This is a genomic window from Mycolicibacterium obuense (genome assembly GCF_055397605.1).
In genome coordinates, this window is the sequence record NZ_AP043663.1 from 4,081,987 (window position 1) to 4,098,516 (window position 16,530).

A 16,530-nucleotide genomic window follows, 5' to 3' on the forward strand; every position below is an offset into this window, starting at 1 on the left:
GCTCTGCACGGGACTCTGCGCGGGACCGTGGGTCCCGACCAACCGGCTCGCATGCTGGACCTCCCTGTCGGTGATGATCTCGCGAACACGCTAGCCCCACCGAAGGGCGCGGGAGCTGATTATCGGGCCGACACGGTCAGGTTCGCCCCGCTCGCAGCTCGGCGTTCTCGGCCTCCAGCGCCGCGAGTCTGCGGCGCATCGGCTCCAGCGCACCCTCGAGTTCGGCCAGCGTGTAGCGGGGGGTGATGTGCTGCGGGCAATTCCAGTCGTAGGCGGCGACATCGACGACGACGGCGCGTTCGACCCTTGCGTCGTAGGTGGGATCGGTCATCGATGCGACGAGCTCGGGGTCTTGCGGCGCGGTCACGATCCGGGCGCGTCCGAAGACCTTGAGGCGCCTCGTGTGTGCGTAATCGAGGAAGATCAGCGCGACGCGCTGCTCGCCGCCCATGTTGCCGGTGCTGATGTACTGCAGGTTGCCGCGGAAATCGGCCCACCCGATGGAATGGTCGTCGAGAACTTTCACGAAACCGGGCGGTCCGCCCCGGAACTGCACATACGGCCACCCCGTCTCCCCCACCGACGCGAGGTAGAAGTGGTCTCGCTCGGCCAGGTAATCCCGCTCGTCGTCGGTGAGCCGGTCAGGCCCCGGCGCCGCCGCGCCCGCGTCCGCCTTGCGTCCGTAGAACGTGGCGCTCCCGTGCTCGTCCTGCACCGACCGCACGGCCGGGGTGAACGCGATCGATGCGTAGTGTCTGCTCACTGCAGCGGGATCTCGTGGCCGTGTTCGGCCTCGGGGCGCGGGCCGAAGTAGCGGCGCTCCGACTCGTCGATCGCGACGTCGTTGATGCTCGCCTCGCGCCGGCGCATCAGGCCGTGTTCGTCGAATTCCCACAGTTCGTTGCCGTAGCTGCGCCACCATTGACCGGAGGCGTCGCGGCACTCGTACTGGAACCGCACACCGATCCGGTTCTGCCGGAATCCCCAGAGACTCTTGCGCAGGGCGTAGTCGCGTTCGCGCTCCCATTTGGCGGTGAGGAAGTCCACGATCTGCGCCCGCCCGGTGACGAACTGGTCGCGATTGCGCCACACACTGTCTTCGGTGTAGGCGAGGCTGACCCGGTGCGGATCGCACGTGTTCCATGCGTCCTCGGCGGCTTGGACTTTCTGCAGAGCAGTGGTCAGGTCGAACGGGGGAAATGGTGGTCGTGATTCCGTCATCGTCGTGCGCCTTCCTGGGTCATCGCGGTGACCACGTCGTTCGTCGTCGCGACCTCGTGGGCGAGGAACTCGTAGTTGATCAGTGCTGCCTGGTAACCGTCGCCGAACACCGGATGGCGCGGACCTGCGGTGGCGTCGGTGACGACGACGACCTCGAAGCCCTGCTCGAGCAGGTCGCGTAGGTGTGATTCCACGCAGATGTTGGCCAGCATGCCGCACAGCACCACCGTGCTGATCCGGCGCTTGCGCAGTTGCAGGACCAGATCGTTGGTCTGTGGCCCCCAGACCTTGTGCGGGCTGGCCACGACGGTGTTCGGGTGGTCGATCAGCGGGGCGAGTTCGGCCAACCAGTCCGCTCCCGAGCCGGTGAACCCGTCCAGGGTCAGCGGCCCGCGCCGGGCGAAGGTGTCGGTGCGCAATTCGTCGGTTTCCAGGGGTCCGTTGAACAGCCACCGGTGGTCGGTGGGATAGAAGTAGTGCGGCGAGACGAACACGCCGTATCCGCCATCGTGTGCGGCGGTGAGCAGCGTGACCAGATGCTCGACAGTCCGGTTCTCGGTGACGCTGTCGCGCAACACTTCCCAGTTCTTGCCCGTCGGACTGAGCACGTCGTTCTGCGGGTCGATCACGACCACCGCGGTGCTGTCCGGCGGGTAGTTCACGGCTGCCTCACCTTTCGACCGAGAAAGTCTCTGATGTAGCCGGCGATCTCGTCGCCGTGGGTTTCCAGCGCGAAGTGGCCGGTGTCGAGCAGGTGGTACTCACCGTCGGGCAGGTCGCGCTGGAACGCCTCGGCGCCCGCGGCGCCGAAGATCTGATCGTTGCGCCCCCACGTGACCAGCAGCGGCGGCTGATGAGTGCGGAAGTACTCCTGGAACCCCGGGTAGCCGTCGAGGTTGAACTGGTAGTCCCAGAACAGCTGCAACTGGATCGCGTCGTTGCCCTTGCGGTCCAGCCCGGCCTGGTCGAGTTGCCAGGTCTCCGGGGCGATGCGGTCGAGTCGATCGGCGGGCACCCCGTGGGTGTACTGCCACCGGGTGGTCTCGGCGGTGAAGTACTCCCGCACCGAATCCTCGTTCGCGGCGCGATCTTTCGCGTGCGCGAAGAGGCGATCCCAGAACGGGGTGAAGCCCTCGAGGTAGGCATTGCCGCTCTGGCTGATGATCGCGGTGATGCGGTCCGGTCGGGCGTGGGCGATGCGCAGCCCGATCGGTGCGCCGTAGTCGTGGATGTAGATCGCGAACCGCTCGAGGCCCAGATGCTCGATCAGTCCCTCGGTGATCTCGGCGAGCCGGTCGAAGCTGTAGGTGAACTGGTTCACCGATGGCATCGCCGACTGACCGAAGCCGATGTGATCGGGTGCGACGAGGTGGTATTCGTCGGCCAGCGCGGCGATCAGATTGCGGAACATGTGGGAGCTGGACGGGAACCCGTGCAGCAGTAGCAGAGTCGGGCGGCTCGGGTCGCCGGCCTCCCGATAGAAGACGTCGAGCCCGTCGATGGTCGCGGTGCGGTGGCGCGTGGTGGTATCGGACACCCACTCAGCGTGCCCGGGGTCGGAGACGGCGAACAAGGGCCGATCCGGGATCGCATTCATCGGGCAGGCTGATCAATCGCGTCGCGGGCTTTACGATCGTCGGGTGGAGTTGCGCCAGCTGGAGGCGTTCGTCGCGGTGGCGCGCGAGCTGCATTTCGGACGCGCCGCCGAGAAACTGCACATCGCTCAGCCCACGCTGAGCGAATTGATCCGCCGCCTCGAGCGGGAAGTCGGCGCGCCGCTGTTGACCAGGACGACGCGCCGGGTCGCCCTCACGCAGGCAGGCGTCGAATTGTTCGGCCGCGCGGTCAGCATTCTCGACGACGTCGAGGGGGCAGCGGCGGCGGTGCGCCGGCTGGCCGATGGGGACACCGGCACGGTCCGGCTGGGAATCACTCCGCCCGCGGCACCACTGTTGGCGCCGCACCTTGCGCAGGCCCTTCGGCGGGCCGCACCCGAGGTCGAGCTGTCCGTGCGCCGGATGTGGCTGCCCGATCTGCAACAGGCGATCGGCGAGGGCGCACTCGACGTCGCCATCACGTGCGGTCCGGTCACCAACCCGCCTGGCATCCTGAGCGAGGTGTTCTGCGCCGAGCCCGCGGTGGTGGGCCTGCGGCAGGGTCACCGTCTGGCCGACAGTCCGACACTCGACCTCGCGCAGCTGTCGGGCGAGACGCTGGGCGTGCACAGCGAGGCGCTGTTCCCCGCGTGGTCGCTGGCCGTGCAGCAGATCCTCGATGATGTTGGAATCGTGCCGCCCACAGCAGAATTGGTGGAGATCGACCTGTCGGCGCACCGCTGGGCAGAACAGCCCGAGGTGGGCTGGACGCTGACCACCGCCGCCGTGGCGGGCGCGGCACCCGGGGTGGTCCTCATCCCGCTGGATCCCCCACGGTTCATTCCCTACACGCTGCAGTGGTGCCCGATCCGCGCGACGACCGCCGCGGTCGGCAGGTTCGTCCATCTCGCGTTGTCGGTCGACGTGCCGCCGGGCTGGGTGAGCCAACCCGACCACCTCCGACATCCGGGCCGGTGATCCCTCACTTGGCGAAGCGCAGCACCGTGGCTTCGACGAGTTTCTGCAGGCCCCGGCTGGCCGACTTGCCGACCGCGGCGGCCGTCCGTTCGACCACGTTCGGCGGCGTGGGCAGATAGACGGTTGCCTCGTCGCCGATGCGCACGGTGCCCGCGGTGGCGACGTCGCAGTAGATTCCGAGGAATCGGTTCGTCTTTTCGGCCAGTTGGCGAGTCACCGACAGGTCCTTCTCCAGGCCCGGTTGCGGCCTGGTGCCGACCACGCAGCGGATCGTCGGATTGGTCACCGAGAGCACAACGGTGCCCAAATGCACTTCACCACCGACCCAGGCGGATTCAGGGAACGGGTCGGGGCTCTCGACGTCGACGAGCACGTTGGGCCGGAAGCGCCGCACGTCATACGGTGTCGCATCGGCCGAGAGGCTGCGCAAGCTGGTCGTGCTGAGCACGTGCACCGGGCTGAGGTCGACGAACGTTCCCGGCGGAGTGGAATACCGTGCCAGAGTGACCATCTGGCGGGTGGTGAACACCGAGGTGTCCGGCAGCTCGTCGGTGGCACCGAGCCCGAAATCCTGGCGGACCTGATCTGTCGCGAAGTTGCCCAGCGAGGTCTGCAACGACATCCGGTGGGCGCTGGTGTCGTTCACCGACGGGAGCGCGGTGAGCCGCACCTCCCGGCCGACAAGCTCACTGAGGGCGGTGTGCACCGTCGGGTCGTCGCTGGTGATCTCCCGCCCGTCCGGCAGCGTGATCACCACGGCGGGCACCTTGCCGGGTCCGGCATCGGGGCCGGGTTCGTCGACGTAGCGCGCCGAGCACTGCAGCAGCACCGGGATTCTGCGCGCCGAGGCCGTGACCCCCTTCTCCACGTCGCGGACTGCCCACAGCCGGTCGGCGTGCACACCGCGCTCGTCGATACGCAGTTCATCGACGCGAGTGCCGCCCATCGACTTCACCGGAAAGCGCCAGAGCTCAGTGATTTTCATGGCCGTTGTGTCATTCCCTTCGTGAGGTGATCCGCCAGTGCGGCACCGAGGCGCTGCCCGGACAGCCACGCCGCTTCGACACGCGGCGCGCCCGACGGGCACCAGGAGTCTCCGCACAGCCCCAGCGGTCTCGCGGTGGCGTCGAGGCTGAACTCGGCGTCGCCATGGGTACCGGAGGGCTTGGCGAAGGTCCACCGGTGCACATGGGTCCAGTCCGGTTCGCCGGCGATGTCGAGAAGTCGGCGCATGGCCGCAACGACGGGTGCGACGGCTTTCCCGGGGTCCTCGAGGTGCCGGCGCGCCAGGTCCGCGGTGCTGTGCGCGACGAGGACAGCGGCGCCGTCGCCGCGGCGTGATCCGTCGTCGGCGAGAAACGACAGGTCCGGGTCGTCGTTGACGAAGGCGGCGTGCTCGATCGGCCATCGGCGCTGCGACCAGCCGGCCGCGACCGCGATCACGGGGTCGTAGCTCACCCACTCACTGCCCGGTGCGGCGACGAGCCGTGCCGCCTGCGGATCGGGCATCGCGAGAACGACGGCGTCGTGGGTCAGGTCGTCGATGGTCTCGATCGGAGTCGCATAGCGGACCGGTTCGGGCAGCAGGTCGTCGACCAGGGAGCGCAGACCTCGGTCCGCGGCGAATCGGACGGGTCCGGAGGTGCTGTCACGGCTGTCGGGTGCGAGCACATCGAAGGTGTCGGTCCAGGGGCGGGCGAGTCCTCGTCGCACCCACTCGTCGACGACGGCCTGAAACGCCGGTTCCTTGACGGTGAAGTACGCCGCCCCCAGGTCGACACGGCGCCCCTGCACGGTCGGCGACGCCATCCGGCCGCCGGGGCCGCGGCCCCGCTCGACGATGTCCACCGCGATGCCGCGGTCACGCAGTGCCTGCGCACAGGCCGCGCCGGAGAGCCCCGCTCCGATCACGGCGACGCGCGGCAGCGGCATGTCGGTCATGTGGTCACGGTAGCCCGGCGGCGCCCCCGTGACTCGAGTAGCTCACTACGCACCTTCGCGCACCGGTTTTCCGACGGCGCCCTCTGGGCATACCGGGACGCATGGGCAACAGGTCTCGACTGGTGTGGCCGATCGCAGCAGCGGCGGCGTCCGCGGTCGGCGGCGCGGTGTGGTCGGCGCGTCGCCGGTCGGCCGGCGGTCGCCACGAGATGCCCGATCTACCCGGGGCTCACGAGGACGGGACAGTGCACGTCAGCCCTGATGGTCACGTCACGGTCGACCCGAACGCCTAGGAATCGCAGCCGATTTTGTCACCGATGACGGTGACGGGTAGCTGGCGATCGGTACGCAAGCACCTGAGTAGTTCGGGTTTTTCGGATAACCCATCTCGACCGATCAGCGTGAGGTCACCGAGCGGGCCGGCCTAGGACGGACGTTTTGCGGCCACCAGAACCACCGACCCATCAACGCGGCGATCGACGGGGTCATGAACGACCGGATGATCAGGGTGTCCACCATCAGGCCGAGCCCGATCGTGGTGCCCACCTGAGCCATCACCTTCAGATCGCTGATCGCGAACGACATCATCGTGAACGCGAACACCAGACCGGCCGAGGTCACGACGCTGCCGCTGCCCGCGATGGCGCGGATGATCCCGGTGTTCAGGCCGGCGTCGCGTTCCTCCTTGAACCGCGAGACCAGCAGCAGGTTGTAGTCCGATCCCACCGCCAGCAGGATGATCACCGACATCGCCAGCACCAGCCAGTGCAGCTCGAGCCCGATGATGTGCTGCCATAGCAGGACCGCCAAGCCGAACGACGCGGCCAGCGAGAGCACCACGGTGCCGACGATGACCAGCGCAGCGATCGCCGACCGCGTGATGATGAGCATGATGATGAAGATCAGGCAGATCGCGGAGATCGCGGCGATGATCAGGTCGTAGTTGGAACCGTCGCGCATGTCTTTGTAGGTCGCCGCGGTCCCGCCGAGGTAGATCTTCGAGGTCTCCAGCGGGGTTCCCTTGATCGCCTCGAATGCCGCGTTCTTGATCTGGTCGATATGCGAAATGCCCTCTGGCGTCGCGGGATCACCCTGGTGGGAAATGATGAAGCGAACTGCCTTGCCGTCGGGCGAGACGAACTGCTTGAGACCGCGTTTGAAGTCGGGGTTGTCGAAGACCTCGGGCGGCAGATAGAAGGAGTCGTCGATCTTGGACTGGTTGAAGGCCCGGCCGATCGCAGCGGGATCCGATTGCTGCCGGTCCTGCAGATCCTGCTGATCCTTCTGCGTCGCGTAGTTCGTCATGATCTGATCGCGGTTGCGCTCCTGGCTCGCGATCTGCGGCGGGATCAACGCAAGCAGTTTGGGCTGCAAGGCATTGATCTTGTCGAGGCTGACGGTGGTCTCGGCGAGCAGTCCGGAGAGCTCATCGATGCCATCCAGCGCGTCGAACAGCGAGCGCAGCGAGTAGCACACGGGGATGTCGTAGCAGTGCGGTTCCCAGTAGAAGTAATTCCGAATCGGCCGGAAGAAGTCGTCGAAGTTGGCGATCTTGTCCCGCAGGTCGTTGGTGACCGCGACCGTCTGCTTCAAGACGTCGGACTGCTCCTGCTGTGCGTTGGCGCTCTGCTTCTGCAGCTCCAACTGCTGACGCAGCACATCGATCTGCTTGTTGATGTCGGCGGCCTGCCGCAGCAGATCAGCCGTGCGGGCCTCCCCGTAGGACTGCGTCAGTTTCTGGTTCACACCCTGCTGGCCGACGATGTAGGGAATCGAGGAACCCTCGATCGGCGTCCCGAGCGGACGCGTGATGGTCTGCACCCGAGCGATGCCCGGCAAGTGGAAGACCTCTTTGGCCACCCTGTCGACGATCAGCATGTCGGTCGGATTTCGCAGATCGTGGTCGGCCACCAGCATCAGCACCTCGGGATTCAAACGAGCCTGCGGAAAGTGTTTGGCCGCAACCTGATAGCCCACGTTGGCCTCGACACTCGACGGCAGGTACTTCTTGTCGTCGTAGCTGGTGGTGTACGACGGCAGCGCGAGCAGTCCGACCAATGTCACGGCGAGTGAGGCGACCAGGATCGGGCCGGGCCACCGAACGACTGCGGTGCCGATGCGGCGCCATCCGCGGGTCCGCTGGCTCCGCTTGGGGTCGAGCAGACCGAACCGCGAGGCGACGGTGATGATCGCCGGCGCGAGGGTCAACGCGGCCACCGTCACCACGAACATGCCGATGGCCAAGGGGATTCCGAGGGTCTGGAAATACGGCAGCCGGGTGAAGTGCAGGCACAGCGTCGCACCGGCGATCGTCAGGCCGGAACCCAGGATCACGTGTCCGGTGCCGTGATACATGACGTAGAACGCGTTCTCACGGTCGTCGCCGGCGCTGCGCGCCTCGTGATAGCGGCCGACCAGGAAGATGGCGTAGTCGGTGGCTGCGGCAATGGCCAACAGCGTCAACAGGTTCACCGCGAACGTCGACAACTCGATGATGTGGTGATACCCCAGGAACGCCACGACGCCGCGCGCGACCGCGAGTTCTAGCACCACCGTCACCAGCACCAGCAGCACGGTGACGATGGAGCGGTAGACGATCAGAAGCATGGTGAGGATCACGGCGAACGTCAGCGCGGTCACCAGTTGCAGGCTCTTGTCGCCGGCGTGCTGCTGATCGGAGAGCAGAGGTCCGGCGCCGGTGACGTAGACACGCAGCCCCGGCGGCGGCGGGTTCTCCGCGACGATGTCGCGCACCGCCTCCACCGACTCGTTGGCGAGCGTCTCGCCCTGGTTTCCGGCGAGGTAGAGCTGGACGTAGGCCGACAGATTGTCGGCCGACTGCGAGCCGGACGACGTGAGTGGATCACCCCACAGGTCCTGGATGTGCTGGATGTGCGTGGTGTCGTCACGCAGAGCGGCGATCAGACCGTCGTAGTACTTGTGCGCGTCGGCACCGAGCGGCGTGTCGCTTTCCAGCACGATCATCGCGGAGCTGTTGGAGGTGTACTCCCCGAACAACTTTCCCACCAGCTGGGTGGCCTGCAGTGACGGCGCGTCATTGGGCGTCAGCGAGGTGGAGTTGGCGGCCCCGACCGCTTCCAGCTGGGGTACGACGACGTTGAGGAGGGCGGTCAGCGCCAGCCAGCCCAGCAGGACGGGAACGCAGAAGAGTCGGAGGAAACGGGGAATCCGGGCGTGGCCGGTCTGAGGCGCGCTCACAGGGACTTCACCAGGCAGGAGGTCTGCGCGTTCACACCGTCGTAGGTCTGATGGTCGCGCACTTCGTTGTCCACCGAGATCGTGCAGCTGATCGACGCACCATCGCCCTGGGCGATGATCGTGGCGGCCGCTGACGGCTTGGTGGTCTCCAAGGTGAGCGACCACGGCAGCGGTGCATCGTCGACGCGATGCGGATTGGCGTCCAGATCGAGGTAGTTGATGGTCGCGAAGGCGCCGGAGTCGCCGGTGATCTCGTAGGTGACGACCTTCGGGTTGAACGGTTCTGCGTCCTGGGCCAAACCTGCACCGGGCCTGGTCGTCTCGTTGTTCGAGCCGAAGAACCCGTGCATCCGGTACACCACGGTCGCCCCGACAGCGACGACCGCCACGATGACGAGCGGTATCCACGCCCGCTTCAAGACCCCGACCATGCATGCCCCTTGTGCGCCACGCGACACCATGTGTGTCGGCCAAGCAAACATAGATGGGCTGCATAATTTCAGCAAGCCGATCGGCTAGCTTTGTTTTGTCGATCGATAAACCCAAAGGGCACTCGCCGAGAAGGCTCGGCGTTAAGGTTGAGCCGGTCTCACAGGAAGGGCCTCACAGGAAGGAACGGTGGATGGCGCGACCCACTGCTCCGCGCGGCTTGGCGCGGCAACGCGTGCTCGACGCCGCCCTGGCCTTGTTCGCCGAACACGGAGTCCACGGCTCGTCGCTGCAGATGATCGCCGACCGCGTCGGGGTGAGTAAAGCAGCGGTCTACTACCAGTTCCGGTCCAAAGAAGAGATTGCGCTGGAGGTGCTGCGCCCCTCGATCGACGATATGGCCCGGGTCATTCGCATTGCCGAAGTGCTTCCCGACATGCAGCGCCGACGCGAGGTGTTGGTCAGTGGCCTGATCGAGATGGTGGTCCGACATCGTCAACTGTCGGTCCTGTTCTACGGCGATCCGGGTATCGATCAATTGGTGCGCGATGAACCGGAATTCAGGGTCGTGACCGACCGCCTGCAGGAGCTGCTCGAGGGACCGCAGCCGTGCATCGCCGACCGGATTGCCCTCAGAGTGTTCCTGTCCGGTGTCTGCCGGGTCGCGGCCGATCCCGACATGTCCGACATCGGCGACAGCGATCTGCAGCGGACCCTCGTCGAACTGTCGGCCCGCCTTCTCTCCCCGGATCACGCGGGAGCGCCTGTCTCGTAACGGCGGCGTGACGCCGTTTTACCAGCTCAACACATGCGATGGCGATACTCGAGCCCATGGCCGAACTGAACCACGTACCCGCCACCACGCCGCCTGAGGAGATCTCCGACCTCCTGCGTCGCGACGGCTACGTGATCGTCGACGACCTCGCGTCCACAGCATTGATGGACCAGATCGACGATGAACTCGCGCCGTACCTCGACGCCACCCCGCTCGGCTACAACGCCATGATCGGGCGGCGGACGCGGCGCACCGGCGCACTGGTGGCACGCTCGCACGGGTGCCGCACGCTGGTCCAGAACCCCACGATGATGGGCGTCTGCGCCGACTTCCTGGGCCACGCGTCGGCGTTTCAGCTGATGCTCACGCAGGTGATCTCGATCGAACCCGGCGAGTCGGCACAGGCGCTGCACCGCGACCAGAACGCGTTCGACTTCTACCCCTTCCCCGACGACTACCACGTGCAGTGCAACACGCTGTGGGCGCTGTCGGACTACACCGCCGAGATGGGCGCCACCCGGGTCGTTCCGGGGAGCCAGGTCGGCGACAAGAAGCCCACCGACTATGGCGACGACGAATGCCTGCAGGCCGAGATGTCACGCGGTTCCGTGTTGATCTACACCGGCAAGATCGTGCACAGCGGCGCCGCCAACCGTTCCGATCGGGTGCGGCGCGCGATCAACGTCAACTACTGCGTCGGTTGGGTGCGCCAGGAAGAGAATCAATTCCTCTCGGTACCACTGGATGTCGCGCGAACTCTCGATGATGATCTGCTGAAGCTCATCGGATACCAGGAGGGCGCCTGGGCGATGGGCTACTTCCGGGACTTCGAGGATCCGTTGCGGGCCATCCGCGGGGACGCCGTCGAGTACGGCTTCGACGGCAGCCGCCTCAACGGCGCAGCGAACGCGGCCTTCACCGACTCGCTCACGCACAGCGAGTGATCGTCGTGCCCTAGTTCGTCGAGGGTGGGCGGGGTTCGTAGGGCTGGTACCACCACCAGTTCGCGCGTTCGCCGGTCGGGCCGGGGCATGGTGCGACGTCGGGCGGTGGTTGGGTGGGCGTGCGGGCCAACGAGTCTGAGGTCAGGGCGCGGCCGGCGGCGTCGGTGACGACGAGCTGGTCGGCGGGGCCGGTGATCGTGATCAGGCCCCGGTGATGGGCCCGATGGTGATACGGACAGACCAGCGCCAGGTTCCACAATTCGGTGGGGCCGCCGTCTTCCCAGTGCACCAGGTGGTGGGCGTGCAGCGCCCGGGTCGCCCCGCAGCCGGGCACCACACACGCCCGGTCGCGATGCTCGAGCGCCCGGCGCAGCCGCCGGTTGACCGTGCGGGTCGACCGGCCGGCGCCGACCACCTGCCCGTCGCGGGAAAACCACACCTCGCAGGTGGCATCACAGGTCAGGTAGCGGCGGTCACTGTCGGGCAGAACGGGACCCAAATGTAGTGCTGCCAGGCGGGTTTGGATGTCGACGTGGATGACCACGGTGGTGCGCTGCCCGTGCGGGCGGGCCGCCGCTTCGGCGTCCCAGCTCGCTCCGATCAGCCGCAGGAACGCCGCAGCGGTGCCGGGCATCGACGCCCGCCCGTCAGGGTCGACGGCCTTCCACTCGGTGACGAGTGCGTCGCGGTGCGACGCCAGCGCGGCTTCGAACGCGGCGTTCTCCACGTGCGGCAGTGCAATGGTCCAGTACGTGTACTGCTCATCCGATGTCGAGGTGATCGACACCTGCGGCCCCGGATCGACGACCACCTCCCCGTCGTCGTCCTCATCGTCTGCCTCGTCAACGGGCTCCGGTTCCGGGGTGGGTTTGGGCTGCATCTTCAGCGCGGTCCGCAGCTGGGACACCGTCGCACACTGGGCCATCGTGGCGAAGTGCTCGTCAGAGCCAGGCAGACCGCGCTCGGCGATCACCCCGACCTGATCGACGAAGAGACGACCCTGTGTCATCCCGTCGATGCACTGCGGGAATTCGTCATAGCGGTGGGCGATCGCGGCGATCGTCTGCGCCCGCGACGGGGATACTCCGGCCTTCCACGCCAAGAGCCCCGCCGTCGATTTCGCTCCGGCGGCCGCCCACAACTGATTGCGATCGACCTCGGCGAAGATCTCCACGATCCGCCCGTCGATCGCGTTGCGCTGCCCCGTCAGCTCCGCCAGCTCATCGAAGAGCACCGAGAGCCGCTCATCGATGGCCAACGAACTGCGCGGGTACATGACCCCACACAATCACGAGGCACCGACAAGTCGGCGCCGCCGACTGATGGGACCCGAAACTCGTTGCCGCCCAGCACTGTCGGACGCTGTTCGATAGCCTGCTCGTGCGGCTGGCCAAGGCTCATCCGGCAGCCGAGCGGATTCGCCGATGCGGTACTTGACGGTGCGCAATCCTCCGCCGAACGGCGACCACAGCACCGCAGCCTCGAAGCCACCCCGTCCAGGCGCACTGACCTCCACCGGGGATGTGACACCATCGTCCCAGCGACGAGTGGAGGGTCATGCCGGTATCGATTTCGGTGGTCAGGGGGACGCACCCCGGCACGCTGGTCGATGCGGCTGCGGAGCTGGGTCGGCAGTACACCGAGGTCCAGACCGTGATCGCCGGCGAGCGCGAGACGCTGTCACACCTGCAGGACCACTGGAAAGGCGCCGCGGCCGAGGCAGCGATCGCCCGCGGGCTCAAGGACATCGCGATCCAGGAGCGCACGGCGATGCGTCTGCAACAGCTGCAGTCGGCGCTGCAGAACGCGGGCCTGCAGATGGGCGCGCTGCGCGACGCGCTGCTGGACCTGGTGTCCTCGCTCGAGAAGATGGGCTTCGCGGTCGCCGACGACGGCACCGTGACGCCGCATCAGTGGCTGGTCGGCCGCTTCCTGCACAGCATCGCCGACAACTGCAGCACCATGCTGAAGAAGATCCTGCAGCTGTTCACCGACCTCGACGAGAACACCGCGGCGGCGATCGATCAGGCCGACGGCCCGAACCTGGACAACCCGACGATCACCGTCGACGGGCACCCGGTGCAGATCCCGTCGATGGACACCGCACCCGCCGACGTGAAGCAGTGGTGGGACAGCCTGACCGATCAGCAGCGCCAGGAGTTGATCGCCGAACACCCGCCGATTCTCGGCAACCTCAACGGGCTACCGGCAGAAGTCCGCGATCAGGTCAACGTCGCGGTGATGGACGACGATCTGGACCGCGTCGAGCACACCGCGCAGCAGCACGGCGTCTCGGTCGATGACGTCACATCCGACCCGAGCAGGTTTGGGCTCTCCCGCGACGACGTCGTGCGGTACGACAACGCCAAGCGAACGCAAGACGGTCTGCTGCACCAGATGGGCATCGACGGTGACGAACGCAACAACCGCCGCTACAGCGACATCAGCCCGCAGGAGCGGATGGACCGCAACCTGCGCCCGACGATGTTGTGGGCTTATGAGCCAACGGCTTTCGACGGTAAGGGCCGGGCGGCGGTCTCCATCGGCAATCCGGACAAGTCCGCCAACACCGCCGTCATCGTGCCCGGCACCGGGTCCAGCGTGCGGGACGGGTGGCTCTCCGACGGCCACAACGACGCCCGCAACCTCTATGACCAGTCCCTGAAGGCCGATCCGACCGATCCGACGGCGGTGATCTCGTGGATGGGTTACGACACCCCCGAGAGCTTCACCGACCCCAACATCGCCACGCCCGGGCTGGCGCGCACCGGCGGTGACGCGCTCGCCTGGGACGTCAACAGCCTGGGTGTCACCCACGATCCGTCGGTGCCGCAGCACACGACGGTCATCGGGCATTCCTACGGCTCGACGACAGTCGCGGATGCGTTCGCTCGCAGTGGGATGCAGGCCAACGACGCCGTGCTCCTCGGGTGCCCGGGCACCGACGCGGCCCGCAGCGCCGCGGACTTCCACCTCAACGGCGGGCAGGTGTACGTGGGTGACGCCTCCACCGATCCGGTCGGCATGCTCGGGGAAGCCGGGCCAGGACTTCCCAACGCCCTCAACGAGAAGCTGGGCAACATGATGGGCGTCTCGGCCGGGCTGGGCACCGACCCCGCCGGTCAGGACTTCGGGTCCGTGAGGTTCCGCGCCGAAGTCGCCGGCGCCGATGGCATCGACCCTTCCGACCACTCGAACTACTACACAGTCGGCAGCGAGTCGCTGCGCGGCATCACCGACATCGCGTCCGGGAACGCCGACCGCCTGGTCACCGACAACCTGATCGCCGAGCACCGCCATCCGATCACGGTCAGCACGCCGCGCGAAATCGACGTCCCCATCGTCGGGAAGGTGCCCATCCCCGGTGTCGACGTGCAGACCCCGATCATCTACGACCCCGAATGGGACCGAAAGACCGTCACCAATGACCACAGGTACTGATATGCGGTTACGACTCTGCGCGGCAGCAGCATTCGCTGTCCTTGCCGCCGTCACAGGAGGTTGCTCATCGATGTCTCCACCACCCGAGGACACCGCGTCCGCCACCCCGTCAGCCCAAGGCTTGCCCGACGACCAGGCCCGCGCGCAGGTCGTCGACGCGGCCAAGGAGATCGCCCAGGCGGCGAATCTGCGCGTCACCTATGCCACCTTCGAGTGGGAATGGTGCAACGACCAAGGCGAGCCGCCGTACCACGGCCGCGTCGACGTGGCGTATGAGGTGCCGGCGGGCACGGAGAGCGCAGCGATGGCCAAGCAGGTCGCCACGGTTGCGGCCCGGCAGCCGGGGTGGGCGCCCGGCCCGCCGCCGGGGCTCAATCCCTACGGCGAGGTGGTGCACAAGGGCGGCGTGATGGCGATCGCATCGGTGGGCAACTACCCCCAGCGGGGCTCGCTGCAGATCTTCGGCGAGTGCCGCAACATGACCGACCATCGCGACGACAGCGCATTGCACGACATCACCGGCGAGGTGCAGAACCGCTGAGCAAGGGACGCTCAGAACGGGACCAAAGCCCCTTCTGACGGCTGCGCGCCCGTCGCCACACTGGTGCGCAGGAGATGACGATGAACGAATTCATGCGCAGCAGCGACGCTTTCACATGGTCGATGGAAAGTGACCCACGACTGCGCTCGACGGTGGTGACGGTGATGCTGCTCGATCGCACGCCGAACTGGGACGAGGTCCGGCAGCGCGTCGAGGCTTTAAGCCATCAGCTGCCGATGCTGCGTCAGCGGGTGATGGAGACGCCTCTGTACGCGCCCCCGCGGTGGCATGACTGCGCGGACTTCGACCTCGACTTCCACATGCGCCGAACGGCATTGCCCGCGGACGGGTCGTTCGCCGATGTGTTGGAGCTCGCCCGGTTGGCGCAGATGGAGGACTTCGACCGCGCCCGGCCGCTGTGGAAGATCACCCTGATCGAGGGACTGCCGGACGGCGGAGCCGCGGTGCTGTGCGTCTTTCACCATGCACTCTCCGACGGGGTGGGCGGGGTGCAGATCGCGATGACGCTCTTCGGCCTGACCGAGTTCGCGGCGCACGACGAGGCAGACCGGGTCACACCGACGCACAGCGTCGTCGACGACTACGCCGAGGCCGCGCGATACGGCGTCGGGCTGGTCGGCGAGGCCGCTATCGGGGTTGCCGCCGCGGTGCCGCGACTGCTCGTCGACAGCGCCCGCGCACCGTTGCGTACCGCGCGCTCGGCCGCCGAGATGGCCACCTCGGTCTACCGGACGGTGCGCCCGGTCAACCACGCAGGGTCGGCGCTGATGAGCCGGCGGACGCTGCTGCGACGGCTCGACGTGCTCGACATAACGATGCCCCGACTACGGGAGGCGGGCCACCGCGGCGGGGGTGCGCTCAACGACGCATTCGTCGCCGGGGTGGCCGGTGGGTTACGCCGCTACCACGAGCGGCACGACGTCGGAGTGTCCTCACTGCACCTGACCATGCCGATCAATCTGCGCACCGACGACGATGCGCCCGGCGGCAACCGCATCACCGTGATGCGATTCGACATCCCCGTCGGGGAGAGCGATCCGGCCACGCGCATTCAGCGGATCCGCGAGATCACCACACGGGTACGGCATGAGAAGTCACTACCGCACACCCAGCTGATCGCAGGCGTGCTCAACCGGGTGCCGCGCTGGTACATCGGATCGATCCTGCGGCACGTGGACTTCCTGTGCAGCGACGTTCCCGGCATCCCGGTGCCGGTGTCTCTGGGCGGGTCGAAAGTGCTGAAGCAATACGCCTTTGGGCCGACGATCGGCGCTGCGGTGAACGTGACCCTGTTGACCTACGTCGACACCTGCGCATTGGGTGTCGACATCGACGCCGGTGCCGTCCCCGACCTGGAGGTGTTCATGGACTGCCTACGCGAAGGCTTCGACGAAGTGCTGGAACTCGCCCCGGCGTGAGGCCGGC

Annotated in this window: 16 protein-coding genes; 7 read left to right on the forward strand and 9 right to left on the reverse strand. The window is 67.0% G+C overall.

From position 1 onward, the window contains the following. Window positions 1–136: 136 nt before the first annotated feature. The 4 genes from ACZ50N_RS19445 to ACZ50N_RS19460 are packed head-to-tail and all read right to left on the reverse strand — an operon-like array spanning window position 137 to window position 2,758. The gene (locus tag ACZ50N_RS19445; RefSeq protein ID WP_048422911.1) at window positions 137–763 is read right to left on the reverse strand and encodes a pyridoxamine 5'-phosphate oxidase family protein; all 627 of its coding nucleotides are present in this window, start codon (window positions 761–763) and stop codon (window positions 137–139) included. Then, window positions 760–1,221, reverse strand: coding sequence for a nuclear transport factor 2 family protein (locus ACZ50N_RS19450; protein WP_046362049.1), 462 nt, complete (start codon window positions 1,219–1,221; stop codon window positions 760–762). Before ACZ50N_RS19450 ends, ACZ50N_RS19445 begins: the two co-directional genes overlap by 4 nt. Continuing rightward, window positions 1,218–1,883, reverse strand: a complete 666-nt coding sequence (locus ACZ50N_RS19455) for a cysteine hydrolase family protein (RefSeq protein ID WP_464473566.1) — start codon at window positions 1,881–1,883, stop codon at window positions 1,218–1,220. The genes ACZ50N_RS19450 and ACZ50N_RS19455 overlap by 4 nt, the downstream gene beginning before the upstream one ends. Continuing rightward, window positions 1,880–2,758: an alpha/beta fold hydrolase gene (locus ACZ50N_RS19460; RefSeq protein ID WP_048423003.1), complete on the reverse strand. Its 879-nt coding sequence runs from the start codon at window positions 2,756–2,758 to the stop codon at window positions 1,880–1,882. Before ACZ50N_RS19460 ends, ACZ50N_RS19455 begins: the two co-directional genes overlap by 4 nt. A gap of 103 nt (window positions 2,759–2,861) precedes the next feature. On the opposite strand from ACZ50N_RS19460, the gene ACZ50N_RS19465 reads away from it, so the two are divergent. Next, window positions 2,862–3,794, forward strand: coding sequence for a LysR family transcriptional regulator (locus tag ACZ50N_RS19465; RefSeq protein WP_464473567.1), 933 nt, complete (start codon window positions 2,862–2,864; stop codon window positions 3,792–3,794). Window positions 3,795–3,798: 4 nt separating this feature from the next. Here the strand turns inward: ACZ50N_RS19465 and ACZ50N_RS19470 are convergent, their stop codons facing one another. Together ACZ50N_RS19470 and ACZ50N_RS19475 are read right to left on the reverse strand one after the other, a co-directional pair. Then, window positions 3,799–4,779, reverse strand: a complete 981-nt coding sequence (locus ACZ50N_RS19470; protein WP_464473568.1) for an MOSC domain-containing protein — start codon at window positions 4,777–4,779, stop codon at window positions 3,799–3,801. Continuing rightward, window positions 4,776–5,735, reverse strand: a complete 960-nt coding sequence (locus ACZ50N_RS19475) for an NAD(P)/FAD-dependent oxidoreductase (RefSeq protein WP_464473569.1) — start codon at window positions 5,733–5,735, stop codon at window positions 4,776–4,778. The genes ACZ50N_RS19470 and ACZ50N_RS19475 overlap by 4 nt, the downstream gene beginning before the upstream one ends. A gap of 101 nt (window positions 5,736–5,836) precedes the next feature. Here ACZ50N_RS19475 and ACZ50N_RS19480 point away from each other — a divergent pair, with 101 nt between their 5' ends. Continuing rightward, a complete protein-coding gene (locus ACZ50N_RS19480; RefSeq protein WP_046362052.1) occupies window positions 5,837–6,028 on the forward strand; it encodes a hypothetical protein in 192 nt (63 codons plus the stop codon). A gap of 103 nt (window positions 6,029–6,131) precedes the next feature. Here the strand turns inward: ACZ50N_RS19480 and ACZ50N_RS19485 are convergent, their stop codons facing one another. Both ACZ50N_RS19485 and ACZ50N_RS19490 read right to left on the reverse strand, forming a co-directional pair. Further along, window positions 6,132–8,954, reverse strand: coding sequence for an MMPL/RND family transporter (locus ACZ50N_RS19485; RefSeq protein ID WP_464473570.1), 2,823 nt, complete (start codon window positions 8,952–8,954; stop codon window positions 6,132–6,134). Next, a complete protein-coding gene (locus tag ACZ50N_RS19490; RefSeq protein ID WP_464473571.1) occupies window positions 8,951–9,385 on the reverse strand; it encodes an MmpS family transport accessory protein in 435 nt (144 codons plus the stop codon). The genes ACZ50N_RS19485 and ACZ50N_RS19490 overlap by 4 nt, the downstream gene beginning before the upstream one ends. Before the next feature lie 191 nt (window positions 9,386–9,576). Here ACZ50N_RS19490 and ACZ50N_RS19495 point away from each other — a divergent pair, with 191 nt between their 5' ends. Further along, window positions 9,577–10,158 carry a TetR/AcrR family transcriptional regulator gene (locus tag ACZ50N_RS19495; RefSeq protein ID WP_048422907.1) on the forward strand — a complete coding sequence of 194 codons (582 nt, stop codon included), beginning with the start codon at window positions 9,577–9,579 and terminating at the stop codon, window positions 10,156–10,158. Between the two features lie 56 nt (window positions 10,159–10,214). After that, a complete protein-coding gene (locus ACZ50N_RS19500) occupies window positions 10,215–11,102 on the forward strand; it encodes a phytanoyl-CoA dioxygenase family protein (protein ID WP_464473572.1) in 888 nt (295 codons plus the stop codon). Window positions 11,103–11,112: 10 nt separating this feature from the next. On the opposite strand, the gene ACZ50N_RS19505 is transcribed toward ACZ50N_RS19500, so the two are convergent. Then, window positions 11,113–12,378: an HNH endonuclease signature motif containing protein gene (locus ACZ50N_RS19505; RefSeq protein ID WP_464473573.1), complete on the reverse strand. Its 1,266-nt coding sequence runs from the start codon at window positions 12,376–12,378 to the stop codon at window positions 11,113–11,115. A gap of 281 nt (window positions 12,379–12,659) precedes the next feature. Between ACZ50N_RS19505 and ACZ50N_RS19510 the strand changes: the two genes are divergently transcribed. The 3 genes from ACZ50N_RS19510 to ACZ50N_RS19520 all read left to right on the forward strand — a co-directional run bounded on the left by ACZ50N_RS19510 (window position 12,660) and on the right by ACZ50N_RS19520 (window position 16,523). After that, window positions 12,660–14,543: an alpha/beta hydrolase gene (locus ACZ50N_RS19510; RefSeq protein WP_048422906.1), complete on the forward strand. Its 1,884-nt coding sequence runs from the start codon at window positions 12,660–12,662 to the stop codon at window positions 14,541–14,543. A 70-nt stretch (window positions 14,544–14,613) separates the two neighbouring features. Next, entirely contained in the window at window positions 14,614–15,084 is a 471-nt protein-coding gene (locus ACZ50N_RS19515) for a lipoprotein LppJ family protein (protein WP_082133203.1), read from the forward strand. An 80-nt stretch (window positions 15,085–15,164) separates the two neighbouring features. Further along, complete coding sequence (locus tag ACZ50N_RS19520; RefSeq protein ID WP_464473574.1) at window positions 15,165–16,523, forward strand: wax ester/triacylglycerol synthase domain-containing protein; 1,359 nt, start codon at window positions 15,165–15,167, stop codon at window positions 16,521–16,523. Window positions 16,524–16,530: the final 7 nt, after the last annotated feature.